The sequence below is a fragment of the Massilia orientalis genome, from assembly GCF_030411975.2.
Classification (GTDB): domain Bacteria; phylum Pseudomonadota; class Gammaproteobacteria; order Burkholderiales; family Burkholderiaceae_D; genus Telluria; species Telluria orientalis.
Genome location: NZ_JASNRB020000004.1, coordinates 394217 through 413811, shown reverse-complemented (window position 1 = coordinate 413811; position 19595 = coordinate 394217). Strand labels below are relative to the sequence as shown.

The following is a 19595-nucleotide window of genomic DNA, read 5'->3' as shown; positions in this document are numbered from 1 at the left end:
GTCAGTCGAGCAGAGGAAGGAGAGAAGAACTGAGCGCGGTGCTGGCCGTCTCGCCGATGTGGACGAGGAAATCCGTTGCCATCGTGGCGCTGAAGCGTTCCGGATCGGGCGAGCCGAGCACGAGCAGGCCGAAGGCGCCGCCGTTCGCGCGCAGCGGCAGCAGGACGGTCGAGCGCACGGCGTCCGCGCCGTCCAGCCAGCTGACCGCCTCGAAGTCCTTGTTCGGACCGCAGTACGGCGCGCGCAGACTGCTGGCGAACAGGCGCACGTCCTCGGAGACGCCGTTCGTGTACCACGTGTCGGCGTGCTCGGACGCCAGTTTCCACAGGCGCAGCGTGGCGTGCGGCACGATGAAATGCTTGACGAGGCCTTCGGCGACGGCGGCCGGGATCTCGCCCGGCACGCGGGTGCGCAGCAATTGCTGGGTCCAGCCATGGAAACGGTTGGCGATGGCCGCGTTTTCCTCGGCGTGCCGCACCAGCTCGGACATGCGCAGTTCCAGGGTGCGGTACTTGTCGCGCATGACTTCCATCTGGCGTTCCTGCAGCGACACCGCGCGGCCCGTAAGTGGGCTCGACAGTTTTACTTCGCCCAGCAAAGCGGCGTGCTCCACGAAGAACTGCGGGTGGTCGAGCAGGTATTGGGCGATGGCGGTGGGATCCAGTGTTGCGGCGGTCATGTGCGGCTTGCGAGATGGGTAGACGGTTCATTTTAACCGACGGCAATGGGTCGGCGCAGATTTCCTGTCTGCACTGTGCCACAAAAGCCAAGGGCGGACCTGGTTGCCCAGGTCCGCCCTTGCTTGAGCGATGCAGCGGGGTTGCCCCCGCGGCTCGGCTTAGAACGAGTGGTTCAGGCCGATGTCGTAGTGGTTGACGGTCGGGGTAGCCGAAGATGCGCCGGTCGCCTGGTTGAAGACGTTGGTCTTGCGCGATGCGTCGACGTACAGGTACGTACGCTTCGACAGGCTGTACTCGTAGCCCAGCGAGTACTGACGGGTGATCAGGTCGTGCAGGCGGACGTTTTCTTCCTGCTTCTTCAGACCGAAGCCAGCCAGCAGCTTGCCCGGACCGACAGCGTAGGTTGCACCGATTTCAGCACCCTTGATGGTCGGACGCTGGGTGTTGGTGTGCTCCATGTTCTGGTGCGAGTAGGTACCCATCAGTTTCAGTTCCGGGGTCACCGAGAACGAACCTGCGACCGACCAGACCTTCGATTCGACGGCGTTGCGCTCGTAAGCCAGCATCGCTGCTGCCGGACCGTTGTTGTAGGTACCAGCGATCGAGAACGGGTTGGCCGAAGCCTGTGCGCCCGCAGCGTAGGTGGCAGCGCCAGCGCCGATACCGGTCACGCCGCCGCCGGTGGCTTCTTTCGATGCCCACGAAGCGTTCACCTGGAAGCCATTGGCGACCGGCGAGTTATAGAAGATCGCGTTCGAGACACGGTTGTTGTTCGGGCTGGTGCCGCCGACGTCCAGCGGAGCCGAGTTGAAGCCGGCGACCGAGATGTCGGTGTAGAAGCCGGCCTGGGTCGGCAGACCGTGCCACGGTTCGAACGAACCAACGATTTCCTGGAACGGGGTCAGGCCACGGCCCAGACGGACCATACCGAAGTCACCCTGCAGACCGACGCGGGTCTGGCCCTGGAACAGCGGACGGCCGTTGTTTTCGTTGGTGCCGGTGTCCGGCTCGTAACGCATTTCAACCTGGAACAGTGCCTTCAGGCCGTTGCCCAGATCTTCGGTGCCTTTGAAGCCCAGGGTGTTCGAAGCACGCTTGCCGATGGCCAGGGTCTGGTCGGTGCGCTTGACCATGCCGACGTCGATGTTGCCGTAGATTTGAACAGCGGTTTGAGCTTGTGCCACACCGGCGAATGCGCCCAGCAGAGCGGCTGCCACGAGGGTTTTTTTCATCTTAATTTTTATCCTAAAAAGTGAATCGAAGGAATCCAGAGAGCATTGAGATTTTTATTAGTTGCTGAACACTCGGATGTGTGAACCTTAAATGCTTAATGCGTCAAGATTGTCTGATTTGTCAATTATGACTGTTGCACTTGGTCGAAAGCCAATAAATCCAATCGTGCTGTTGTATTTTCGAAACGGCCGTGTCGGGAAACCGGGCGCACCTTAAGGCTCGTTTAAGTTTCAAAACATCATCATTCTCTCCCCGTACCACGGCAGGGTTTGTGCGGGCTCAAAGGCCTTTGGAATCGTAGCCGAATCGCATCGCCGCGGCTTTAGACTCTGGCCCATCCGACGTCCATTGTTACCGCAGTGCGCGACACATGAGCTCATCAGTAGCGCAACGCAAGCGATCTTCACGTATTTTCGTGCATTGTGCTTGCGGAATTGGACTGCGTATATTTCGTAGACGTCTCTAACATCCAGAAAAGAACGATGGCAAACCGTGAAGAACTGGCGGTCATCCGCGGCGCACGTGCCGGTCGCGTCGACTCGCAACTGGCCCTGGGCCGGCTCTACCTGTTCGGCAGTGCCGGGCTGCCGAAGAGCCTGCCCACGGCCCTCCACTGGCTCGACCGTGCCGCACAGCAGGGTTGCGCTGAAGCATGGCAATTGATCGGAAACCATATTCCGGTCGATCTTGCGCGTGACAATCCGCAACCCGTTACCGGCTGGTATGAACTGGCCTACGACGGCGGGCTCGTGCGCGCCGGGCTCGTCTATGCCCAACTGGTGCTGGGCGCGCTGAACGAGGGCCAGTGCACGCCGGCCCAGCGCGCCAAGGCCTTGCGCGCGCTGGAAGACGCGGCCCGTGCCGGTTTTCCGGAGGCGCAGTGGCTGCTCGCGCGCGAGCACGGCGCGGCGCCGCCAGAGACGGACGAGCCGGTCGCCCGCGCGCCCGTGGCAAGCCCCGCGGGCCAGCGCTGGCTGCGCCAGGCGGCCGACAGCGGCGTCGGCGCCGCGCAGTTCGCCCTGCTGGAACAGGACTGGAACGCGGGCCGCTGGTCCGCCTGGCTGGAGCGGGCGCTCCCGCTGGCGCGCGCCCTGGCCGGTTCCGATGCCGCCCAGGACCACGCGGCTGCCCGCCTGGCGCCGGACGAGGTGCTGCTGCTGTCGCGCTGTGCCCGACTCGTGGCCGCGAACGAGGCCCCGCACGACGTCGGCCAGGATGAATTGCTGCGGTTCTGGGAAATCGCCGCGGCCGAGCAGGACCGCCATGCCCAGTTCGCGCTCGGTCTGTGGTGCGCCCGCATGCGGGTGGACGGCAAGCGGATTCCCGGCAGCCATGGCGCGGCCAACTTCAAAAAGGCCGTGCGCTGGCTGACCCTGGCCGGCGAGCAGGGCCTGGCCGAAGCGTGGTACGCGCTGTCGCGTATTTATATCAAGCCGGAATTCTCCCAGCGCAATGTGCTGGAGGCGCAGAAATACCTGGAGCGCGCGGCGGAGATGGGCTATCGCGATGCCCAGCTCGAATGCGGGAACGCGGCATGGCGCGCGCGCCGCGAGAACGAGAACAACGACGTGCGCGCGCTGTTCTGGTTGCAGAAGGCGGCGGCGCAGGCTTGTCCCAAGGCTGCGGCCGCGCTGCGCAAGCTGGCGCCGCGCCAGCCCGGCGCCTGGAAGGACATGGGTGGGCTGGCCGGGCGCGACCTGGCGGCCCATCCGCTGCTGGCCGCGCGCCTGGAACTGGCGGTGGCCTTTGGCCTGAGCCGGGCCGAGGCGCTGTTGCTGGATATCCGCGGCGCCGACCGCGGCCACTGCCTCGTGATCGACATTCGCGCCAGCTACGGCCGCAGCCGGCGCCGGCTGATCTCGGTGGAAACGGCGCAGGAGCGCCAGCTGCTCGACCGCGTGGCGCTCGTCTTCGAGAACGTCGATTGCGGTCCGGGCGGACCGGAAGGGAATTACCGCCAGCGCCTGTACCGGTTGCGCAGCCTGTTGCCGGAGATGGCGAGCGTGGAGTCCGGGACGGAAGAACCGGAAGAGTCCCCGGCGCCGGATGGCGACTACTCGCTGGCCGCCTGACTCAAATATCCTTACTCAGATTTCGATTTCCCCTTCGAACACGGTCTCGGCAGGACCGCTCATATAAACCGGCTGGCCTTCGCCGGCCCAGTTGATGGTCAGCTTGCCGCCGCGGGCCTGGACTTGCACGGGCGAATCCAGCAGGCCGCGCCGGATGCCCGCCACGACGGCGGCGCAGGCGCCCGTGCCGCAGGCCAGCGTCTCGCCAGCGCCGCGTTCGTAGACGCGCAGCTTCACATGGCCGCGGTCCACGATCTGCAGGAAGCCGGCGTTCACGCGGCGCGGGAAGCGCGGGTGGTGCTCGATCTGCGGGCCCGTTTCCAGGACGGGGGCCGCATCGACGTCGGCGACGACCTGCACCGCGTGCGGGTTGCCCATCGACACCGTCGACACGAGCACGGTCTGTTCCTGGCCCTTGTTCGAGACGGTAAGCGGCCACAGCGTGTCGCGTCCTTCGGCGACGCCTTGCAGGCCGGCCGCATCGAACGGGACCCGGCCCGGCTCCAGGATCGGCGCGCCCATGTCCACCGTGATGCTGCCGTCGTCTTCCAGGCGCGGGGTGATGATGCCGCTCATCGTTTCGACGCGGATGCTGCGCTTGCCGGTCAGCCCCTTGTCGCTGACGAAGCGGACGAAGGCGCGCGAGCCGTTGCCGCATTGCTCGACCTCGCCGCCGTCATTGTTATAGATGCGGTAGCGGAAATCGCTGCCCTCCGTGACCGGGCGCTCGACGACCAGGATCTGGTCGGCCCCGACGCCGAAGCGGCGGTCGGCCAGGCGGCGCCATTGTTCCGGACCGAGGTCGAGTTGCTGGTTGATCGCGTCGATGACGACGAAATCGTTGCCGGCGCCGTGCATCTTGGTGAACTTGAGTTTCATGGTATCTGTCATTAATCGTAGAACGAGGGCTCGCCGGGCGGCCGGGTCTTGAAGCGCTTGTGGGTCCAGAAGTACTCGGCCGGATGTTCGCGCACGCGGTCCTCGATGAAGGCGTTCATGCGACGCGTGGCGGCGATGATGTCGTCGCCGGGGAAATCTTCCCATGCAGGATAGAACTCTACCCGGTATCCCTTGTAGTTGGGCAGGAAAGTGGCGACGACCGGGATGACTTTTGCGCCGGTCGCGCCCGCCAGCCGGCCCATCGCCGTCAACGTGGCGGCCGGGATGCCGAAGAACGGGACGAAGGTGGCATCCTTCTCGCCGAAATCCATGTCCGGCAGCATGAAGTAGGGCAGGCCTTCGCGCAGCGCGCGGATGATCGGCTTGATGCCGTCGGTGCGCGTGAACAGGCGCACCGGGCCGTAACGTTCGCGGCCATAACGCAACAAATCGTCGAACGCCTTGTTCTTTTGCGGCGAATACATCGTCGACAGCGGCACCACGCGCGACGCCACGCCGGCCACGTCCAGGCACACGAAGTGCGGGCAGAACACGATGGTCGGGCCGCTTTCCAGCTGCGCTTTCGGCACCTTCGGCACGATCTCGATCAGGCCGTGGATGCGTTCGAACGGCGCCCACCAGATCAGCGAGCGCTCCAGGATGCTGCGCGAATAGGCCATGAAATGGCGCTTGGCGATATCGACCCGCTCCGCTTCGCCCAGTTCGGGCATGCACAGGCGCAGGTTGACCAGCGCGATCTTGCGGCGCTTGGGAATCGCGTAATACATCAGCCAGCCGACGGCGTTGCCGATGCGACCGAGGACAGGCAGCGGCAGGAAGTGCAGCAGCCACAACAGGAATATCAGGAACCTCATGCGACGGACTCGGGGTGCGGTGCTTCGACGCCTTGCGGCTTCTTGTAGCGGTTATAACTCCAGAAATACTGGGCGGGGCAGTAGGCGATGAGCTTTTCCATCTGGCGGTTGATGGCGGCGGCCTGCTGGGCCGCGTCGCCGTCGAGCGACCCTTCGAAGGGGACGAAGCGGATGGCGAAGCCGCGGCCGCGCGGCAGGCGTTCCGCGTACACGGTCAGGATGTCGGCCTTGCCCAGCTGGGCCAGCTTGGCGGGCAGGGTCATCGTGTAGGCGTCGCGGCCGAAGAACGGCGCCCACACGCCTTCACCTTCCTGCGGGACCTGGTCCGGCAGCACGCCGACGGGCTGGCCGCCCCGCAGCGCCTTGACGAGCATGCGCACGCCGGCCAGGTTGGCGGGCGCCAGGTGCATGTGCTGGCGCTCGCGGGCGCCTTCGACGAGCGGCTTCAGGGCGCTCTGGCGCGGCGGGCGGTACATGACCGTCAGTTCGACGCGCAGCGAGACCTGCTGGGCGGTCAGTTCGAAGCAGCCCAGGTGCGGCGTGAGGAAGACGATGCCGCGGCCGGCGTCGAGCTGGCGCTGCACCAGTTCCCAGTTTTCCATGGTGACGTGGCGGGTGACGCGCTTCTGCGGCGCGCACCAGACGAACGGCAGCTCGGCGATGGCCTTGCCGGATTCGGCGATCGCGGCGCGCAGATGGCCGCCGTAGCCGGCCTGTTCGAGGTTTTCGCGCAGGCGCCGGCGGTGCGACGGCGAGAGCAGATAGACGATCCAGCCGAGCGCGGCGCCGAGCGCATGCAGGGCGCGCAGCGGCAAAAACGACAGGATTCGAAACAAAAGGACAAGCATTATTGATTTAGGGTAGAGAACCGACGGGTTGCTGTGCCAGAATTTTTGGAGGAGCGTAAAATACCACTTTGTAGCATCCGCGGAGTTAATGACAACTTGCGAAGCGGAATATAAATCTCGCTAAAGCGTCGCAGGCCTTGGTGCTGCGGCAATTTTTACAACAGTATCAGGAGCCTTAATGTCTTCCAACGACTACCTCTTCACTTCCGAGTCCGTCTCTGAAGGCCACCCGGACAAAGTCGCCGACCAGATTTCCGACGCCATCCTCGACGCCATCCTCGAACAGGATCCGCGCGCGCGCGTGGCTGCCGAGACCCTGTGCAACACGGGTCTGGTCGTCCTGGCCGGTGAAATCACGACGCACGCAAACGTCGATTATATTCAAGTTGCCCGCAATACCATCAAGCGCATCGGTTACGACAACACCGACTTCGGCATCGACTATAAAGGTTGCGCCGTGCTGGTCGCCTACGACAAGCAGTCGCCGGACATCGCCCAGGGCGTGGACGAAGGTGCCGGTCTCGACCTCGACCAGGGTGCGGGCGACCAGGGCCTGATGTTCGGCTACGCGTGCGACGAGACGCCGGAACTGATGCCGGCCGCGATTTATTATGCGCACCGCCTCGTCGAGCGCCAGTCGCAGCTGCGCAAGGACGGCCGCCTGCCGTGGCTGCGTCCGGACGCCAAGTCCCAGGTCACGCTGCGCTACGTCAACGGCCGCCCGGTGTCCGTGAACACCGTCGTGCTGTCGACCCAGCACGCGCCGGAAGTCAGCCACAGCCAGATCGAGGAAGCGGTGATCGAGGAGATCATCAAGCCGGTGCTGCCGCGCGAATGGCTGCAGGACACCCGTTACCTGGTCAACCCGACCGGCCGCTTCGTCATCGGCGGCCCGCAGGGCGACTGCGGCCTGACCGGCCGCAAGATCATCGTCGACACCTACGGCGGTGCCGCACCGCACGGCGGCGGCGCGTTCTCCGGCAAGGACCCGTCCAAGGTCGACCGCTCGGCCGCCTACGCTGCCCGCTACGTCGCCAAGAACGTCGTGGCCGCCGGCCTGGCGCGCCAGTGCCAGGTGCAGGTCAGCTACGCGATCGGCGTGGCCCGTCCGATCAACATCACGGTCTACACGGAAGGCACGGGCGTCATTTCGGACGAGAAGATCGCCGAACTGGTGATGGAACACTTCGACCTGCGCCCGAAAGGCATCGTGCAGATGCTCGACCTGCTGCGCCCGATCTACACCAAGTCGGCCGCCTACGGCCACTTCGGCCGCGAAGAGCCGGAATTCACGTGGGAGCGCACCGACAAGGCCGCGCTGCTGCGCGCGGAAGCCGGTCTCGCGTAAAAACCACCAAATTGGGCCCCTGCCTTCGCAGGGGCGACGGCTCAAATAAGTGTTGCTTTATGCACGTCGTCCCCGCGGAGGCGTGATGATGCCCCCGGCACCATCACCCCAGGTTCGCCGCACCGTGATAAACTAACGAATTCCGAGGAGCGTTGCGACGAGATTCCCCATCTCGCCAGGCTCGGATATCAACACCGCGCTCACGTTACTTTTTTCTTAACTTGAAAGGAGGGCGTGATGAGCGCCGTACTCAAAGACACCACCCAGGACTACCTCGTTGCCGACATCGGCCTCGCCTCGTGGGGCGAGAAGGAAATCCGCATCGCCGAAACCGAAATGCCCGGCCTGATGGCCATCCGCGACGAATACGCGGCCGCCCAGCCCCTGAAGGGCGCGCGCATCGCCGGTTCGCTGCACATGACCATCCAGACCGCCGTGCTGATCCGCACGCTGGAAGCCCTCGGCGCGCAAGTGCGCTGGGCCTCGTGCAACATCTACTCGACGCAGGACCACGCCGCCGCCGCCATCGCCTCGGTCGGCACGCCCGTGTTCGCCGTCAAGGGCGAGACGCTGGACGAGTATTGGGACTACACCCACCGCATCTTCGAATGGGGCGATGACGTCTACGCCAACATGATCCTGGACGACGGCGGCGACGCCACGCTGCTGCTGCACCTGGGCGTGCGCGCGGAGAAGGACATCTCGGTGCTGGACAAGCCGGGTTCGGAAGAAGAAATCTGCCTGTTCAACGCCATCAAGGGCCGCCTGGCCATCGATCCGCAGTGGTACTCGAAGCGCCTGCCGGAAATCAAGGGCGTGACGGAAGAGACCACCACCGGCGTCCACCGCCTGTACCAGATGCACGCGGACGGCAAGCTGGCGTTCCCGGCCATCAACGTCAACGATTCCGTGACGAAATCGAAGTTCGACAACCTGTACGGCTGCCGCGAATCGCTGGTCGACGGCATCAAGCGCGCGACGGACGTGATGGTCGCCGGCAAGGTCGCCGTCGTGGCCGGTTATGGTGACGTCGGCAAGGGTTCGGCCCAGGCGCTGCGCGCGCTGTCGGCCCAGGTCTGGGTCACCGAGATCGACCCGATCTGCGCACTGCAGGCCGCAATGGAAGGCTACCGCGTCGTGACGATGGACGAGGCTGCCGAACACGGCGACATCTTCGTCACTTGCACGGGCAACTACCACGTGATCACCGAGCAGCACATGCTGCGCATGAAGGACCAGGCGATCGTCTGCAACATCGGCCACTTCGACAACGAAATCGAAGTCGCCGCGCTGCGCAAGTACGAGTGGGAAAACATCAAGCCGCAGGTCGACCACATCATCTTCCCGTCTGGCCGCCGCATCATCCTGCTGGCCGAAGGCCGCCTCGTGAACCTGGGCTGCGGCACGGGTCATCCGTCGTACGTGATGAGCTCGTCGTTCGCGAACCAGACCATCGCCCAGATCGAACTGTTCACCAATACCGCCGCCTACCCGGTCGGCGTGTACACGCTGCCGAAGAAGCTGGACGAAAAAGTCGCCCGCCTGCAGCTGAAAAAGCTCAACGCCCAGCTGACCGAGCTGACCGAAGAGCAAGCCGCCTACATTTCGGTGAGCAAGGAAGGCCCGTACAAGCCGGAACATTACCGTTATTGATCTGGTAAGCTCTTCCGTGAACTGATGCGCCTCCGCCGGATTCCATCGTCGGCGGAGGTGTGCTGGACAACCTCTCACGAAAGACACAACATGCGCCTGCTCCTGACTTGGCTGATCAATGCGGCGGCCCTGATGGCCTTGCCTTACCTGATGCACTCGGTATCGGTCGACAACGTCGGCACCGCCCTCGTGGCGGCCCTCGTCCTGGGCCTCGTGAATACGATCATCCGTCCCTTGCTCGTCGTGCTGACGTTGCCCGTGACGGTCGTCTCGCTCGGCCTGTTCATCCTGGTGATCAACGCACTGCTGTTCTGGCTGGTCGCTCACCTCGTCGGGGGCTTCCACGTGGCGGGGTTCTGGTCCGCGTTCCTCGCGGCGATCCTGTACAGTGTCATTTCGTGGGCGCTTTCTACCTTACTACTCAACAAAGATGGAAACCCCTAACATCAGTATCGAGTTTTTCCCGCCCAAGACGCCCGAGGGCGCGGAGAAACTGCGCGTGGCTCGGCAGAAGCTGGCCGAGCTGAATCCGAAATATTTCTCCGTAACGTTCGGCGCCGGCGGCAGCACGCAGCACGGCACGCTGTCCACCGTCCTCGAGATCCTGGCCGCGGGCCACGACGCCGCACCGCACCTGTCGTGCGTGGGCGGCACGCGCGAATCGATCCGCGCGATCCTGCAGGAATTCAAGGACAAGGGCATCCGCCGTCTCGTGGCGCTGCGCGGCGACTTGCCGAGCGGTTATGGCGGCGCGGGCGAACTGCGTTATGCCAGCGACCTCGTCGAGTTCATCCGCCAGGAAACGGGCGACTGGTTCCACATCGAGGTGGCCGCGTATCCGGAAATGCACCCGCAGGCCAAGTCGCCGCAGGACGACCTGCAAGCCTTCGCCCGCAAGGTGCAGGCCGGCGCGAATGCCGCGATCACGCAGTATTTCTACAATCCGGACGCGTACTTCCAGTTCGTCGACAATGCCCGCAAACTGGGTGTGGACGTGCCCATCGTGGCCGGCATCATGCCGATCACGAACTACACGCAGCTGATGCGTTTCTCCGACATGTGCGGCGCCGAGATTCCGCGCTGGATCCGTTTGAAGCTGGCCAGCTTCGGCGACGATTCCGCGTCGATCAAGGCGTTCGGCCTCGACGTCGTCAGCGGCCTGTGCGAGAAACTGCTCGCCGGCGGCGCGCCCGGCCTGCACTTCTACAGCATGAACCAGGCGGCGGCCACGACCGCGATCTGGCAGCGCATCACGGCTGCCTGATCCGGCGTCATCCTCACGAATGCCCGTGCGACCGGAAGGCCGCGCGGGCATTTTTTTCAGGCATCAGGTGACGTGGGTGGTTTCCGTCACGATCACGTCCAGCGGCACGTCGTGCGGCGCATGCGAGAACTGGGCTTCCTGGTTACTGTAGGCAATGCCCAACGTGTGCGGGCGCGGCGGCTGTTCCAGCGTGCGGTCATAATAACCGCCGCCATAGCCGAGGCGGTACCCATCGGCATTGAAGCCGAGGCAGGGGATCAGCAGGGCCGGCGGGCGCTCGATGAAGCGCAGCTGGGCCGGGACCTGCACGCCGGCTTCGTCCGGCAACATGGCTTCGCCGGGCGTCCACTCCGTGAACGTCAGCGGCGCATCGCGTTCCATCACGACGGGCAGCGCCAGGCGCACGCCCGCCTGGTGCAATTCCGCGTACGCCGCGCGCAAGTCGGGCTCGCCGGCCAGCGGCCAGTACACACCGATGACACTTACCTGGCGCAATCTCCACCAGGCGACCACCTGCGCGCCGATATGTGCATCCCACTGGACCTTGATTGCGGGATCAAGCCCCCCACGTGCAGTCCTGAGCACCTTGCGCAATGCCGTTTTTGCCGCCTGTTTCTCGTCCGCCACGCTCGGGCTCGAGGGGCATGGTATTCTTGAATCGCCGGTCATGGATGAAATGAAGCCTACATTGAATATTGCATTATCGATGTCGCAGACACTGTTAGCCGGCGCCGTCGTGGCCGCTTCCAGCCTGCTCTTCCTCGCGTCGTCTGCTGTCGCGGCCCAGGCCGTGTCGCCAGGGACGACGCCCCCCACACCCGCTGCGCCCACCGCGGTGCCTGCGCCGGTCGTCGCGCCCGGACCGCAGGCCGACGCCAGCCGCGAGCAGGACGAACTCTTCGCGCAACTGCGCGACGCTGCCCGCAAGAACGATGCCGATAAAGCGGCGGCGCTGGCGGCCCGGCTGCCGGATTACGCGATTCCGTCGTACGTCGACTATTATCGGCTCAAACCGCGGCTGCGCGATGCTTCCAACGAGGAAATCCTGGATTTCCTGAAACGTTACGAGGGCAGCGCCATCGCCGACCGCCTACGCAACGACTGGCTGCTGGAACTCGGCCGTAAGCGCGACTGGGTCAACTTCGACCGCGAGCTGCCCCTGTTCGTCAAGAAAGACGATTACCAGGTCAAGTGCTACGCCTTGCTGTCGCGCGCATCGAAGGGACAAAACGTGGCGGCCGAGGCACGCGTGCTGCTCGACAATCCGCCGATGTACGGCGAAGCCTGCGCCGCGCTCGTCAACCAGCTCGTCCAGTCCGGCCAGTTCACGAACAATGATTTGCTGGCGCAATTGCGCCTGGCCGGCGAGATGCATGCGACGGGGCCGTCGCGCCGCACGGCGCTGCTGCTGGGTGCGTCCGACACTCGCGCGGCGCAGGCCGTCGACCTGCCGGCCGTGGCGATGGCGCGCGGCATCGGCAGCACGCGCGCCGACCATGAGATCTACCTCGTCGCCATCGGCCGCATGGCGCGCACGAGCCTGAAACTGGCGACGGTGGCGCTCAACAAAAACGCACCGAAACTGTCGGCCGAGGAAAGGGCGATCGGCTGGGCGAACATCGCGCTGGCCGCGTCGCTGACCTTGGCGCCCGAAGCGTATGACGACTGGAAGAAGGCGGAAGGGGCGCCGCTGACGTGGAACCAGCTGGAGTGGAAGACGCGCATCGCGCTGCGCCGCGGCGACTGGAAGACGGTGCGTGCGACGATCGAGGCGATGCCGCCGCAGCAGCATGACGAGCCCGCCTGGACGTACTGGCTGGGCCGCGCGCTGCAGGCAGAAGGCCGGCGCGAGGATGCGCAGGCCTTGTACCGCGGCATCGCCGACCAGAACAGTTTCTATGGCCAGCTGGCGATGGAAGAGCTGGGCATGCAGATCAGCATCCCGCCCAGCGCCGCGCCGCCCACGCCGGCCGAGCTGGCGCAGGTGGCCACGAACCCCGGCTTCAAGCGCGCCTTGAAATTCTTTTCGATGCGCATGCGTTTCGAAGGCACGCGCGAATGGAATTGGGCGCTCACCGGATTCACGGAACGGCAATTGCTCGCCGCCGCCGAATTCGCGCGCCAGAACGATATCCTCGACCGCATGCTGTCCACGTCCGAACGCACGCGCACCGAGTTCGACTACACGCAGCGCTTCCCGGCGCCGCACAACGACATCCTGCATCCGACGGCGCAGGGCCTCGGCCTGGACCAGGCCTGGGTCTATGGCCTGATCCGCCAGGAATCGCGTTTCGTCTCCGATGCGCAGTCGGGCGTGGGCGCGTCCGGGCTGATGCAGGTGATGCCGTCGACCGGTAAATGGGTGGCGGAAAAGATCGGGCTGACGGACTACGGCCACGGCATGCTCAGCGATATCCGGACGAATATCGTGCTCGGCACCAATTACCTGAACATGGTGCTGAACAGTGCGGAAGGCTCGCAGGTGCTGGCGACGGCCGCGTACAACGCCGGACCGGGGCGCGCACGCACGTGGCGCGGGCTGTTGACGGCGCCGATGGAAGGGGCCGTGTTCGTGGAGTCGATCCCGTTCGAGGAAACGCGAACCTACGTGCGCAACGTGATGTCGAACGCGACGAACTATGCCGCGCTGTTCGACAAGCGTCCGCAATCGCTCAAGGCGCGCCTGGGTACGATCACGCCGCGCGGCGGAGGCATCGGCCTTCCTTAATCCATCAGGAGACGAGCATGCACGCGCAATCGGTCGTTCTGTTCGGCGGGACGGGATTCATCGGCAGTCACCTGGCGGCCAGGCTGTCCGAGCACGCCATCGACATCGTCGTGCCCACGCGGCACGAAAGCCACGCGATGCACCTGATGCCGCTGGGCGTCGACATCGTGCAGGCGGATCCTTACGACGACACGGCGCTCCGCAAGCTCGTGGCCGGGCGCGATGCCGTCATCAACCTGGTCGGCATCCTGCACTCGCGCCGCGGCAACCCGTACGGGCCGGATTTTCGCCGGGCCCACGTCGATTTGCCGCATCGCATCGCCGCCGCCTGCGCGCTCGAGGGCGTGCCGCGCTACTTGCACATGAGCGCGCTGGGGGCCGACCGCAACGGCCCGTCGATGTACCAGCGCTCGAAGGCCGACGGCGAGGCGGCCGCGGCGAGCCAGCCCAGCGTCGCGGCGACGATCTTCCGGCCATCCGTCGTGTTCGGCCCGGAAGATAAATTTCTCAATATGTTCGCGCGCCTACAGCGCCACCTGCCCGTCGTCCCGCTCGCCTGCGCGCATGCGCGCTTCCAGCCCGTGTACGTGGGCGACGTGGCCGAGGCGTTCGTGCGCGCGCTGCTCGATCCGCACACGGCCGGCCTCACCTATGAACTGGGCGGGCCGCAAGTCTACGAGCTGGGCGACCTGGTGCGGCTGGCGGGGCGCTATGCCGGGCACGAGCGCAAGGTGATCGCCTTGCCGGATGCGCTCGCGCGGCTGCAGGCGATGTTGTTCGAGCTGCTGCCGGGGGAGCCCGTCATCACGCGCGACAACCTCGATTCGATGAAGGTCGACAATGTGCTCCAGCCGTCCAGGGACAATAAAGTCTTGACAACAGCGGCGCTGGGAATCAAGCTCACGGCGCTCGAGGCCGTCGCGCCGCAGTACCTGGCGCCCCCCGGCGGACTCGACGTCCTGCGCGCCCGTGCCGGGCGCTGACCTCAACGATCACGCCACACCATGCAGACTCTCGAACTCGACCCGACATTGACGCAGACCCTCGACAACGCACGCCAGGCCGGCCTGACCCTGGTCATCGGCAACAAGAATTACTCTTCGTGGTCGATGCGGCCCTGGGTGGCCGCCGTCGCCGCCGGTATCCCGTTCACGGAAGTGCGCGTCCTGCTCGACAAGGCGGACACGGCCACCAACATCGCCCAGTACTCGGCGTCCGGCCGCGTCCCGGTGCTGCTGGCCGGCGAAATGACGATCTGGGACAGTCTCGCCATCTGCGAATACCTGGCCGAGCAATTCCCTGAGAAGCATCTGTGGCCGCAAGACGTGGCCGCCCGCGCGCTGGCCCGTTCCGTCGTGGCCGAGATGCATTCCGGCTTCGGCGACCTGCGCACCGCGATGACGATGAACATCAAGGCGCGCCTGCCGGGCCGCGGCCGCACGCCGGGCGCCCAGGCCGACATCGGCCGCATCTGCGAGATCTGGGAAGAGTGCCTGTCCCGCTTCGGCCACCACAACTTCCTGTTCGGCGATTTCTCCGTCGCCGACGCGTTCTTCGCGCCCGTCGTCACGCGCTTCCAGACCTATGGCGTGGCGCTGGCGCCCGCGCTGCAGGCCTATTGCAAGCGCGTGCTCGCGCACCCGGCCGTCGCGCGCTGGGTCGAGGAGGCGATGGCCGAAACGGAAATCGCCGGCCTGCACGAAGACGAGTTGCCGGACTGATGACGATGCAGGCGTACGTCGTCGGCGGCGCCGTCCGCGATGAGCTGCTGGGGCTGCCCGTCCAGGACCACGACTGGGTTGTCGTCGGCGCCACGCCCGAGGACATGATCGCCAAGGGGTTCCGGCCCGTCGGCAAGGATTTCCCCGTCTTCCTGCACCCGGAGACGCACGAGGAATACGCGCTCGCCCGCACCGAGCGCAAGACGGCGCCGGGCTACCACGGCTTCGTGTTCCACACCGCGCCCGACGTGAAGCTCGAAGACGACCTGATCCGGCGCGACCTGACCATCAATGCGATGGCGCGCGCCGAGGACGGCACCATCGTCGACCCGTATGGCGGCTTGCAGGATTTACAGGACCGCGTGTTCCGCCACGTGTCGCCCGCGTTCGCCGAAGACCCCGTGCGCATCCTGCGCCTGGCCCGCTTCGCCGCGCGCTTCCCGGAATTCACGGTGGCCGGCACGACGCTCGCGCTGATGCGCCAGATGGTCGAGGCGGGCGAGGTGGATGCGCTCGTGCCGGAGCGCGTGTGGCAGGAACTCGCGCGCGGGCTGATGGAGCAAAAGCCGTCGCGCATGCTGGCCGTGCTGCGCGACTGCGGCGCGCTGGCGCGCATCCTGCCCGAGCTCGATGCGCTGTGGGGCGTGCCGCAGCCGCCGCTGCACCATCCCGAAGTCGATACCGGCGTTCACATGATGCTCGTGATCGATTACGCGGCCGAACAGGGCTACGACTTGCCGGTGCGCTTCGCCGCCCTGATGCACGACCTGGGTAAAGGGTCGACGCCGCCCGAACACTGGCCCAAGCACCATGGCCACGAAGGCATGGGGCCGCGCCTGATCACGGAACTGAGCAAGCGCCTGCGCGTGCCGACGGGGTGCCGCGACCTGGCCGTGATGACGGCGCGCGAGCACGGCAACGTCAGCCGCGCGCTCGACCTGCGGCCGAACACGATCGTGACCCTGTTCGAACGCTGCGACGCGTTCCGCAAGCCGGACCGCTTCGCGCAGATGCTGCTGGCGTCCGAATGCGATGCGCGAGGGCGCGGCGACGAACGACACGAGATGCGCAGCCGCGCCTATCCGCAGGCGCCTTACCTGCTGCGCGCGCTGGACGCGGCGCGCGGCGTGACCGCGGGCGAGGTGGCGGCGCGCCATGCCGAGAACCGCGAAAGAATTCCGGAAGCCGTGCACGCCGCGCGGGTGAGTGCCGTGAAGGCGGCGCTGGGCGACGTGCGCGACTGAACCTAGGCCGCCGCGGCGTCGGCCCCGAACCTGCACCACGTGTCGCGGCCCGATTCCTTGGCGCAGTACAGCGCCGTATCGGCGTTCTTGTACAGCGCGTCCGTGTCCACGCCGTCCCGCCAGGCCAAGGCGGTGCCGACGCTGGCGCTGACGTGCATGTCGTGGGCGCCGAACGCGATTGGTGCGCGCATCGAATCGACGATGCGCTGGGCCACGTCGCCGACGATGGCGTCGCTAGCGGGCGTCAGCAGGACGGCGAATTCGTCGCCACCCAGCCGCGCCACGCAGTCGGTCTGGCGCACGGCCGCCCGCAGGCGCTCCGCCGCCGCGACCAGCAGCGCATCGCCCGCATCGTGGCCGAGCGTATCGTTGATGTGCTTGAAGCGGTCCAGGTCGATCAGGAGCAGCGCGAACGGGTCGCCGCCGCGCCGGCTGAGGGCGGCCAGGCGCTGCAGTTCGTCGTTGAAGCGGCGCCGGTTGGGCAGGCCCGTCAACGCGTCGTTGTAGGCCATGGTTTCCAGTTTCAGCTGGGTGGCGCGCAGCTCGGCGGTGCGGCTGGCGACCACGGCCTCCAGCTCGCGCTGGCGCCGGCGCAGCAGCGATGTGCGGGCCTGCATCAGGGCGGCGAGGATGCCCAGCACGACGATCGCACCCAGCGCCCGCACCCAGGCCAGCTGGTGCCAGGCGGGGAGGACGCGGACCGGCAGTTCCAGGTTGACGGTATCGTCGCCGGTGGCGCGCACGCGCAGGCGGTAGTTCCCTGGCGGCAGGTTGTTGTAGCTGGCGCGGCGCACGGTCGTGTCGGCTTCGATCCATCCGGTGTCGAAGCCGTCGAGCTGGTAGGCGTAGTGGCGGTGCTCGGCCGGCATGTAATCCAGGGCCGCGAACTCGACCGCGAAACCGCGTTCGCGATCGGCGGGCGTGACGGTCAGCGCGGCCGGCTCGCCCGACGCGGCCGGCGCAAGCGCACGGATCGCCCGCCCGCCGAGCATCAGTTGCGTGATGGCGAGCCGGGGCGGGGGACGGCGGGTGTCCAGCCGGTCGGGGAATACGACGGAGAGGCCGGTGAAACCGCCGAACAGCACTTCGCCGTCGGCCCCCAGCGCGCCCGAGCTGGTCCAGTAACTCGGCACGTGGGCGCCGTCGGCCTCGCCCAGCCGGCGGACCTGCAGGGTGTCGGGGTGCACGCCGGCCAGGCCGAGGTCGGTGCTCAGCCAGATCTGCCCGCTACGGTCCTGTACCAGCATGTTGACGCTGTTGTCGGGCAAGCCGTCGGCCGTCGTCAGGCGCCGGAACCAGCGGCGCCCGCCGGCATCGGTGCGATCGAGGATGGCGATGCCGTTGCCGAACGAGGACACCCACAGGCGGCCCGTGCGGTCGACGAGCAGGGACGAGACGAAGCCGTTCGGCGCGCGCGTGCGGTCGGCATTGTCGGTCGGCAGGCGCTCCACCGTCGTGCCGTTCCGGTCCAGCCGCACGACGCCGCGCCGGGTGCCGATCCACACACTGCCGTCCGCAAGCGGCAGCAGGGCGGTGACGCGGCGGTCGCCCAGCGCCTCGTCTTCGTGGCGCAGCACGGTCGCCGGCCCGGCGGATGACGGCCGCACCGCCCATGCCCCGTCCAGTCCGCCCAGCCACAGGACGTCGCCGCGCCACGCCAGGGCCCAGACGGAGGCGTCGGGACGGCGGCCCGCAATCTCGACGCGCCGTACGGCACGCCCGGTGCCGTCGCTATGGTACAGGCCTTGCTGGGTACCGAGGTAGACGCTGCCGTCCGGCGCATTCGCCATGGCGAGCACCCGGCCCTTGGGCAGGGCGTTGGCGTCCGCCCTGATCTCGGCCACCGCGCCGGTGTGCGGTTCGACGATGCTCACGCCACCGCCGGGAACGCTCAGCCATACCTTGCCGTCCGGGCGGGGCAGCAGATGATAAACGTTGAGGCCGGTAATGCTGCCGATCGTCCGCACCGTCACGATGCCGCGCGGGAGGGGATCGTGCTGGCTCAGGGTGCCGCCGGTGGCAACGAAGATCTGGCCGCCGCGCTCGCGCAGCAGGGCGAGGATCTCGTCGCTGCGCAGGCTGTCCGGCACATCGCCGTGGTAGCGCAGGCGCCGCGTCGTGCCCTGGCGCACGTCGACCTCGACGATGCCGCCGCTCTCCGTGCCGAGCCAGACGACGTCGTCATCCTTTTGCACGATCGTGAACACGCGCTCGCCCTGCAAGGCGGCCTGCGGACCCGTTTCCACGATGGGGCGGGGTGCCGCGCCCCGCGTGGCGATGACGAAGGCGCCATGGGTACGGGTGCCGATCCATACGCGCCCCGCGCTGTCCTGGTACAAGGCGTTGATCGACGGTTCGTTCGGCGCCGGCAGCCCCAGGTGCACGACCTCCAGCCGGTCGTGGTCGCCGGACCGGTAGAACAGGCCCTCGCGGGTGCCGATCCAGAGGCCGCCCTGGCGGTCGCGCAACAAGACGTCCACCCCGTCCGGCGGCAGCACGGGTGCGGCGAGCTGCGGGGCGCCGCTGGCGGCGGCGTGCACCTTGCCCTCGGCATCGACGCGTTCGAGTCCCGCGCCGGTGCCGACCCAGATGCCGCCGGCGCCGTCGTCGACGATGCTGGAGACGCGTGCATGGCCCAGGCCGCCCGGGCCAGCCGGGATCACGGCGAAGCGATCGCGCGCCGCGTCGTAGCGCGCCAGGCCGCCCGCGCTCGTACCGATCCACAGGCGTCCGCCCGTGTCCACATGCACGCTCTGGATATAGCCGTCCGGCAGGCCACCTTCCCGCGCCGCATCGGCCACATAGCGCCGCACCCGGAAACCGTCCCAGCGAACCAGGCCGGTCTGCGTACCCAGCCAGAGGAAACCGTCGCGATCCTGGGCGAGAGAGGTTCCGAAACGCAGCGCTTCTTCGGTGTGATGCCGGAACGAGACGTGAGAAAATGGTTGCCAGGCTGCGGATGCATCTGCGTTGGCTGCGGTGGATGGAAACGCGAGCAGCACGCTCATCCAGAAGATCAGGCAGGGCAGGGCCTGGCGAAACAATGGCAT

Annotated in this window: 16 protein-coding genes and 1 riboswitch; of the genes, 9 read left to right on the top strand and 7 right to left on the bottom strand. The window is 66.6% G+C overall.

Annotation, left to right across the window (positions count from 1 at the left end):
• Nucleotide 1: 1 nt before the first annotated feature.
• Entirely contained in the window at nucleotides 2-679 is a 678-nt protein-coding gene (locus tag QPK29_RS08185; RefSeq protein WP_371771666.1) for a DUF484 family protein, read from the bottom strand.
• Nucleotides 680-838: 159 nt separating this feature from the next.
• Nucleotides 839-1912, bottom strand: a complete 1074-nt coding sequence (locus QPK29_RS08180) for a porin (RefSeq protein WP_371771665.1) — start codon at nucleotides 1910-1912, stop codon at nucleotides 839-841.
• A gap of 483 nt (nucleotides 1913-2395) precedes the next feature.
• On the opposite strand from QPK29_RS08180, the gene QPK29_RS08175 reads away from it, so the two are divergent.
• Entirely contained in the window at nucleotides 2396-3985 is a 1590-nt protein-coding gene (locus QPK29_RS08175) for a tetratricopeptide repeat protein (RefSeq protein WP_371771664.1), read from the top strand.
• 15 nt (nucleotides 3986-4000) lie between these two features.
• Here the strand turns inward: QPK29_RS08175 and dapF are convergent, their stop codons facing one another.
• The 3 genes from dapF to QPK29_RS08160 are packed head-to-tail and all read right to left on the bottom strand — an operon-like array spanning nucleotide 4001 to nucleotide 6677.
• Entirely contained in the window at nucleotides 4001-4864 is an 864-nt protein-coding gene (gene dapF, locus QPK29_RS08170; protein ID WP_371771663.1) for a diaminopimelate epimerase, read from the bottom strand.
• An 11-nt stretch (nucleotides 4865-4875) separates the two neighbouring features.
• Entirely contained in the window at nucleotides 4876-5739 is an 864-nt protein-coding gene (locus QPK29_RS08165; RefSeq protein WP_371771662.1) for a lysophospholipid acyltransferase family protein, read from the bottom strand.
• Nucleotides 5736-6677: a lysophospholipid acyltransferase family protein gene (locus tag QPK29_RS08160; RefSeq protein WP_371771697.1), complete on the bottom strand. Its 942-nt coding sequence runs from the start codon at nucleotides 6675-6677 to the stop codon at nucleotides 5736-5738. Before QPK29_RS08160 ends, QPK29_RS08165 begins: the two co-directional genes overlap by 4 nt.
• Nucleotides 6678-6765: 88 nt before the next feature.
• Between QPK29_RS08160 and metK the strand changes: the two genes are divergently transcribed.
• The 4 genes from metK to metF all read left to right on the top strand — a co-directional run bounded on the left by metK (nucleotide 6766) and on the right by metF (nucleotide 10852).
• Nucleotides 6766-7935 carry a methionine adenosyltransferase gene (metK, locus tag QPK29_RS08155; RefSeq protein ID WP_056134518.1) on the top strand — a complete coding sequence of 390 codons (1170 nt, stop codon included), beginning with the start codon at nucleotides 6766-6768 and terminating at the stop codon, nucleotides 7933-7935.
• Nucleotides 7936-8073: 138 nt separating this feature from the next.
• A riboswitch (S-adenosyl-L-homocysteine riboswitch) is annotated at nucleotides 8074-8144 on the top strand.
• Between the two features lie 28 nt (nucleotides 8145-8172).
• Nucleotides 8173-9588, top strand: coding sequence for an adenosylhomocysteinase (ahcY, locus tag QPK29_RS08150; RefSeq protein ID WP_056134521.1), 1416 nt, complete (start codon nucleotides 8173-8175; stop codon nucleotides 9586-9588).
• A 90-nt stretch (nucleotides 9589-9678) separates the two neighbouring features.
• Nucleotides 9679-10032 carry a phage holin family protein gene (locus tag QPK29_RS08145; RefSeq protein WP_371764265.1) on the top strand — a complete coding sequence of 118 codons (354 nt, stop codon included), beginning with the start codon at nucleotides 9679-9681 and terminating at the stop codon, nucleotides 10030-10032.
• On the top strand, nucleotides 10019-10852 hold the full coding sequence (metF, locus tag QPK29_RS08140) for a methylenetetrahydrofolate reductase [NAD(P)H] (protein ID WP_056134526.1): 834 nt from the start codon (nucleotides 10019-10021) through the stop codon (nucleotides 10850-10852). The genes QPK29_RS08145 and metF overlap by 14 nt, the downstream gene beginning before the upstream one ends.
• 63 nt (nucleotides 10853-10915) lie before the next feature.
• Here the strand turns inward: metF and QPK29_RS08135 are convergent, their stop codons facing one another.
• Nucleotides 10916-11521, bottom strand: a complete 606-nt coding sequence (locus tag QPK29_RS08135; RefSeq protein WP_400189746.1) for a 5-formyltetrahydrofolate cyclo-ligase — start codon at nucleotides 11519-11521, stop codon at nucleotides 10916-10918.
• A gap of 37 nt (nucleotides 11522-11558) precedes the next feature.
• On the opposite strand from QPK29_RS08135, the gene QPK29_RS08130 reads away from it, so the two are divergent.
• Genes QPK29_RS08130 through QPK29_RS08115 form a run of 4 tightly spaced genes read left to right on the top strand, consistent with a single transcriptional unit; the run spans nucleotide 11559 to nucleotide 16545 of the window.
• The gene (locus tag QPK29_RS08130; RefSeq protein WP_371771660.1) at nucleotides 11559-13580 is read left to right on the top strand and encodes a lytic transglycosylase domain-containing protein; all 2022 of its coding nucleotides are present in this window, start codon (nucleotides 11559-11561) and stop codon (nucleotides 13578-13580) included.
• Nucleotides 13581-13597: 17 nt separating this feature from the next.
• On the top strand, nucleotides 13598-14563 hold the full coding sequence (locus QPK29_RS08125) for a complex I NDUFA9 subunit family protein (RefSeq protein ID WP_371771659.1): 966 nt from the start codon (nucleotides 13598-13600) through the stop codon (nucleotides 14561-14563).
• Nucleotides 14564-14584: 21 nt separating this feature from the next.
• Entirely contained in the window at nucleotides 14585-15301 is a 717-nt protein-coding gene (locus QPK29_RS08120) for a glutathione S-transferase family protein (RefSeq protein ID WP_056134534.1), read from the top strand.
• 5 nt (nucleotides 15302-15306) lie between these two features.
• Nucleotides 15307-16545 carry a multifunctional CCA addition/repair protein gene (locus tag QPK29_RS08115; protein WP_371771696.1) on the top strand — a complete coding sequence of 413 codons (1239 nt, stop codon included), beginning with the start codon at nucleotides 15307-15309 and terminating at the stop codon, nucleotides 16543-16545.
• Nucleotides 16546-16547: 2 nt separating this feature from the next.
• On the opposite strand, the gene QPK29_RS08110 is transcribed toward QPK29_RS08115, so the two are convergent.
• On the bottom strand, nucleotides 16548-19595 hold the full coding sequence (locus QPK29_RS08110; RefSeq protein ID WP_371771658.1) for a diguanylate cyclase domain-containing protein: 3048 nt from the start codon (nucleotides 19593-19595) through the stop codon (nucleotides 16548-16550).

Excerpts from the sequence above, each read along its gene's own strand:
- QPK29_RS08185 (WP_371771666.1), bottom strand. The coding sequence starts at position 679 with ATGACCGCCGCAACACTGGATCCCACCGCCATCGCCCAATACCTGCTC.
- QPK29_RS08180 (WP_371771665.1), bottom strand. The coding sequence starts at position 1,912 with ATGAAAAAAACCCTCGTGGCAGCCGCTCTGCTGGGCGCATTCGCCGGT.
- QPK29_RS08175 (WP_371771664.1), top strand. The coding sequence starts at position 2,396 with ATGGCAAACCGTGAAGAACTGGCGGTCATCCGCGGCGCACGTGCCGGT.
- dapF (WP_371771663.1), bottom strand. The coding sequence starts at position 4,864 with ATGAAACTCAAGTTCACCAAGATGCACGGCGCCGGCAACGATTTCGTC.
- QPK29_RS08165 (WP_371771662.1), bottom strand. The coding sequence starts at position 5,739 with ATGAGGTTCCTGATATTCCTGTTGTGGCTGCTGCACTTCCTGCCGCTG.
- metK (WP_056134518.1), top strand. The coding sequence starts at position 6,766 with ATGTCTTCCAACGACTACCTCTTCACTTCCGAGTCCGTCTCTGAAGGC.
- ahcY (WP_056134521.1), top strand. The coding sequence starts at position 8,173 with ATGAGCGCCGTACTCAAAGACACCACCCAGGACTACCTCGTTGCCGAC.
- QPK29_RS08145 (WP_371764265.1), top strand. The coding sequence starts at position 9,679 with ATGCGCCTGCTCCTGACTTGGCTGATCAATGCGGCGGCCCTGATGGCC.
- metF (WP_056134526.1), top strand. The coding sequence starts at position 10,019 with ATGGAAACCCCTAACATCAGTATCGAGTTTTTCCCGCCCAAGACGCCC.
- QPK29_RS08135 (WP_400189746.1), bottom strand. The coding sequence starts at position 11,521 with ATGACCGGCGATTCAAGAATACCATGCCCCTCGAGCCCGAGCGTGGCG.
- QPK29_RS08130 (WP_371771660.1), top strand. The coding sequence starts at position 11,559 with ATGTCGCAGACACTGTTAGCCGGCGCCGTCGTGGCCGCTTCCAGCCTG.
- QPK29_RS08125 (WP_371771659.1), top strand. The coding sequence starts at position 13,598 with ATGCACGCGCAATCGGTCGTTCTGTTCGGCGGGACGGGATTCATCGGC.
- QPK29_RS08120 (WP_056134534.1), top strand. The coding sequence starts at position 14,585 with ATGCAGACTCTCGAACTCGACCCGACATTGACGCAGACCCTCGACAAC.
- QPK29_RS08115 (WP_371771696.1), top strand. The coding sequence starts at position 15,307 with ATGCAGGCGTACGTCGTCGGCGGCGCCGTCCGCGATGAGCTGCTGGGG.
- QPK29_RS08110 (WP_371771658.1), bottom strand. The coding sequence starts at position 19,595 with ATGCCATTGTTTCGCCAGGCCCTGCCCTGCCTGATCTTCTGGATGAGC.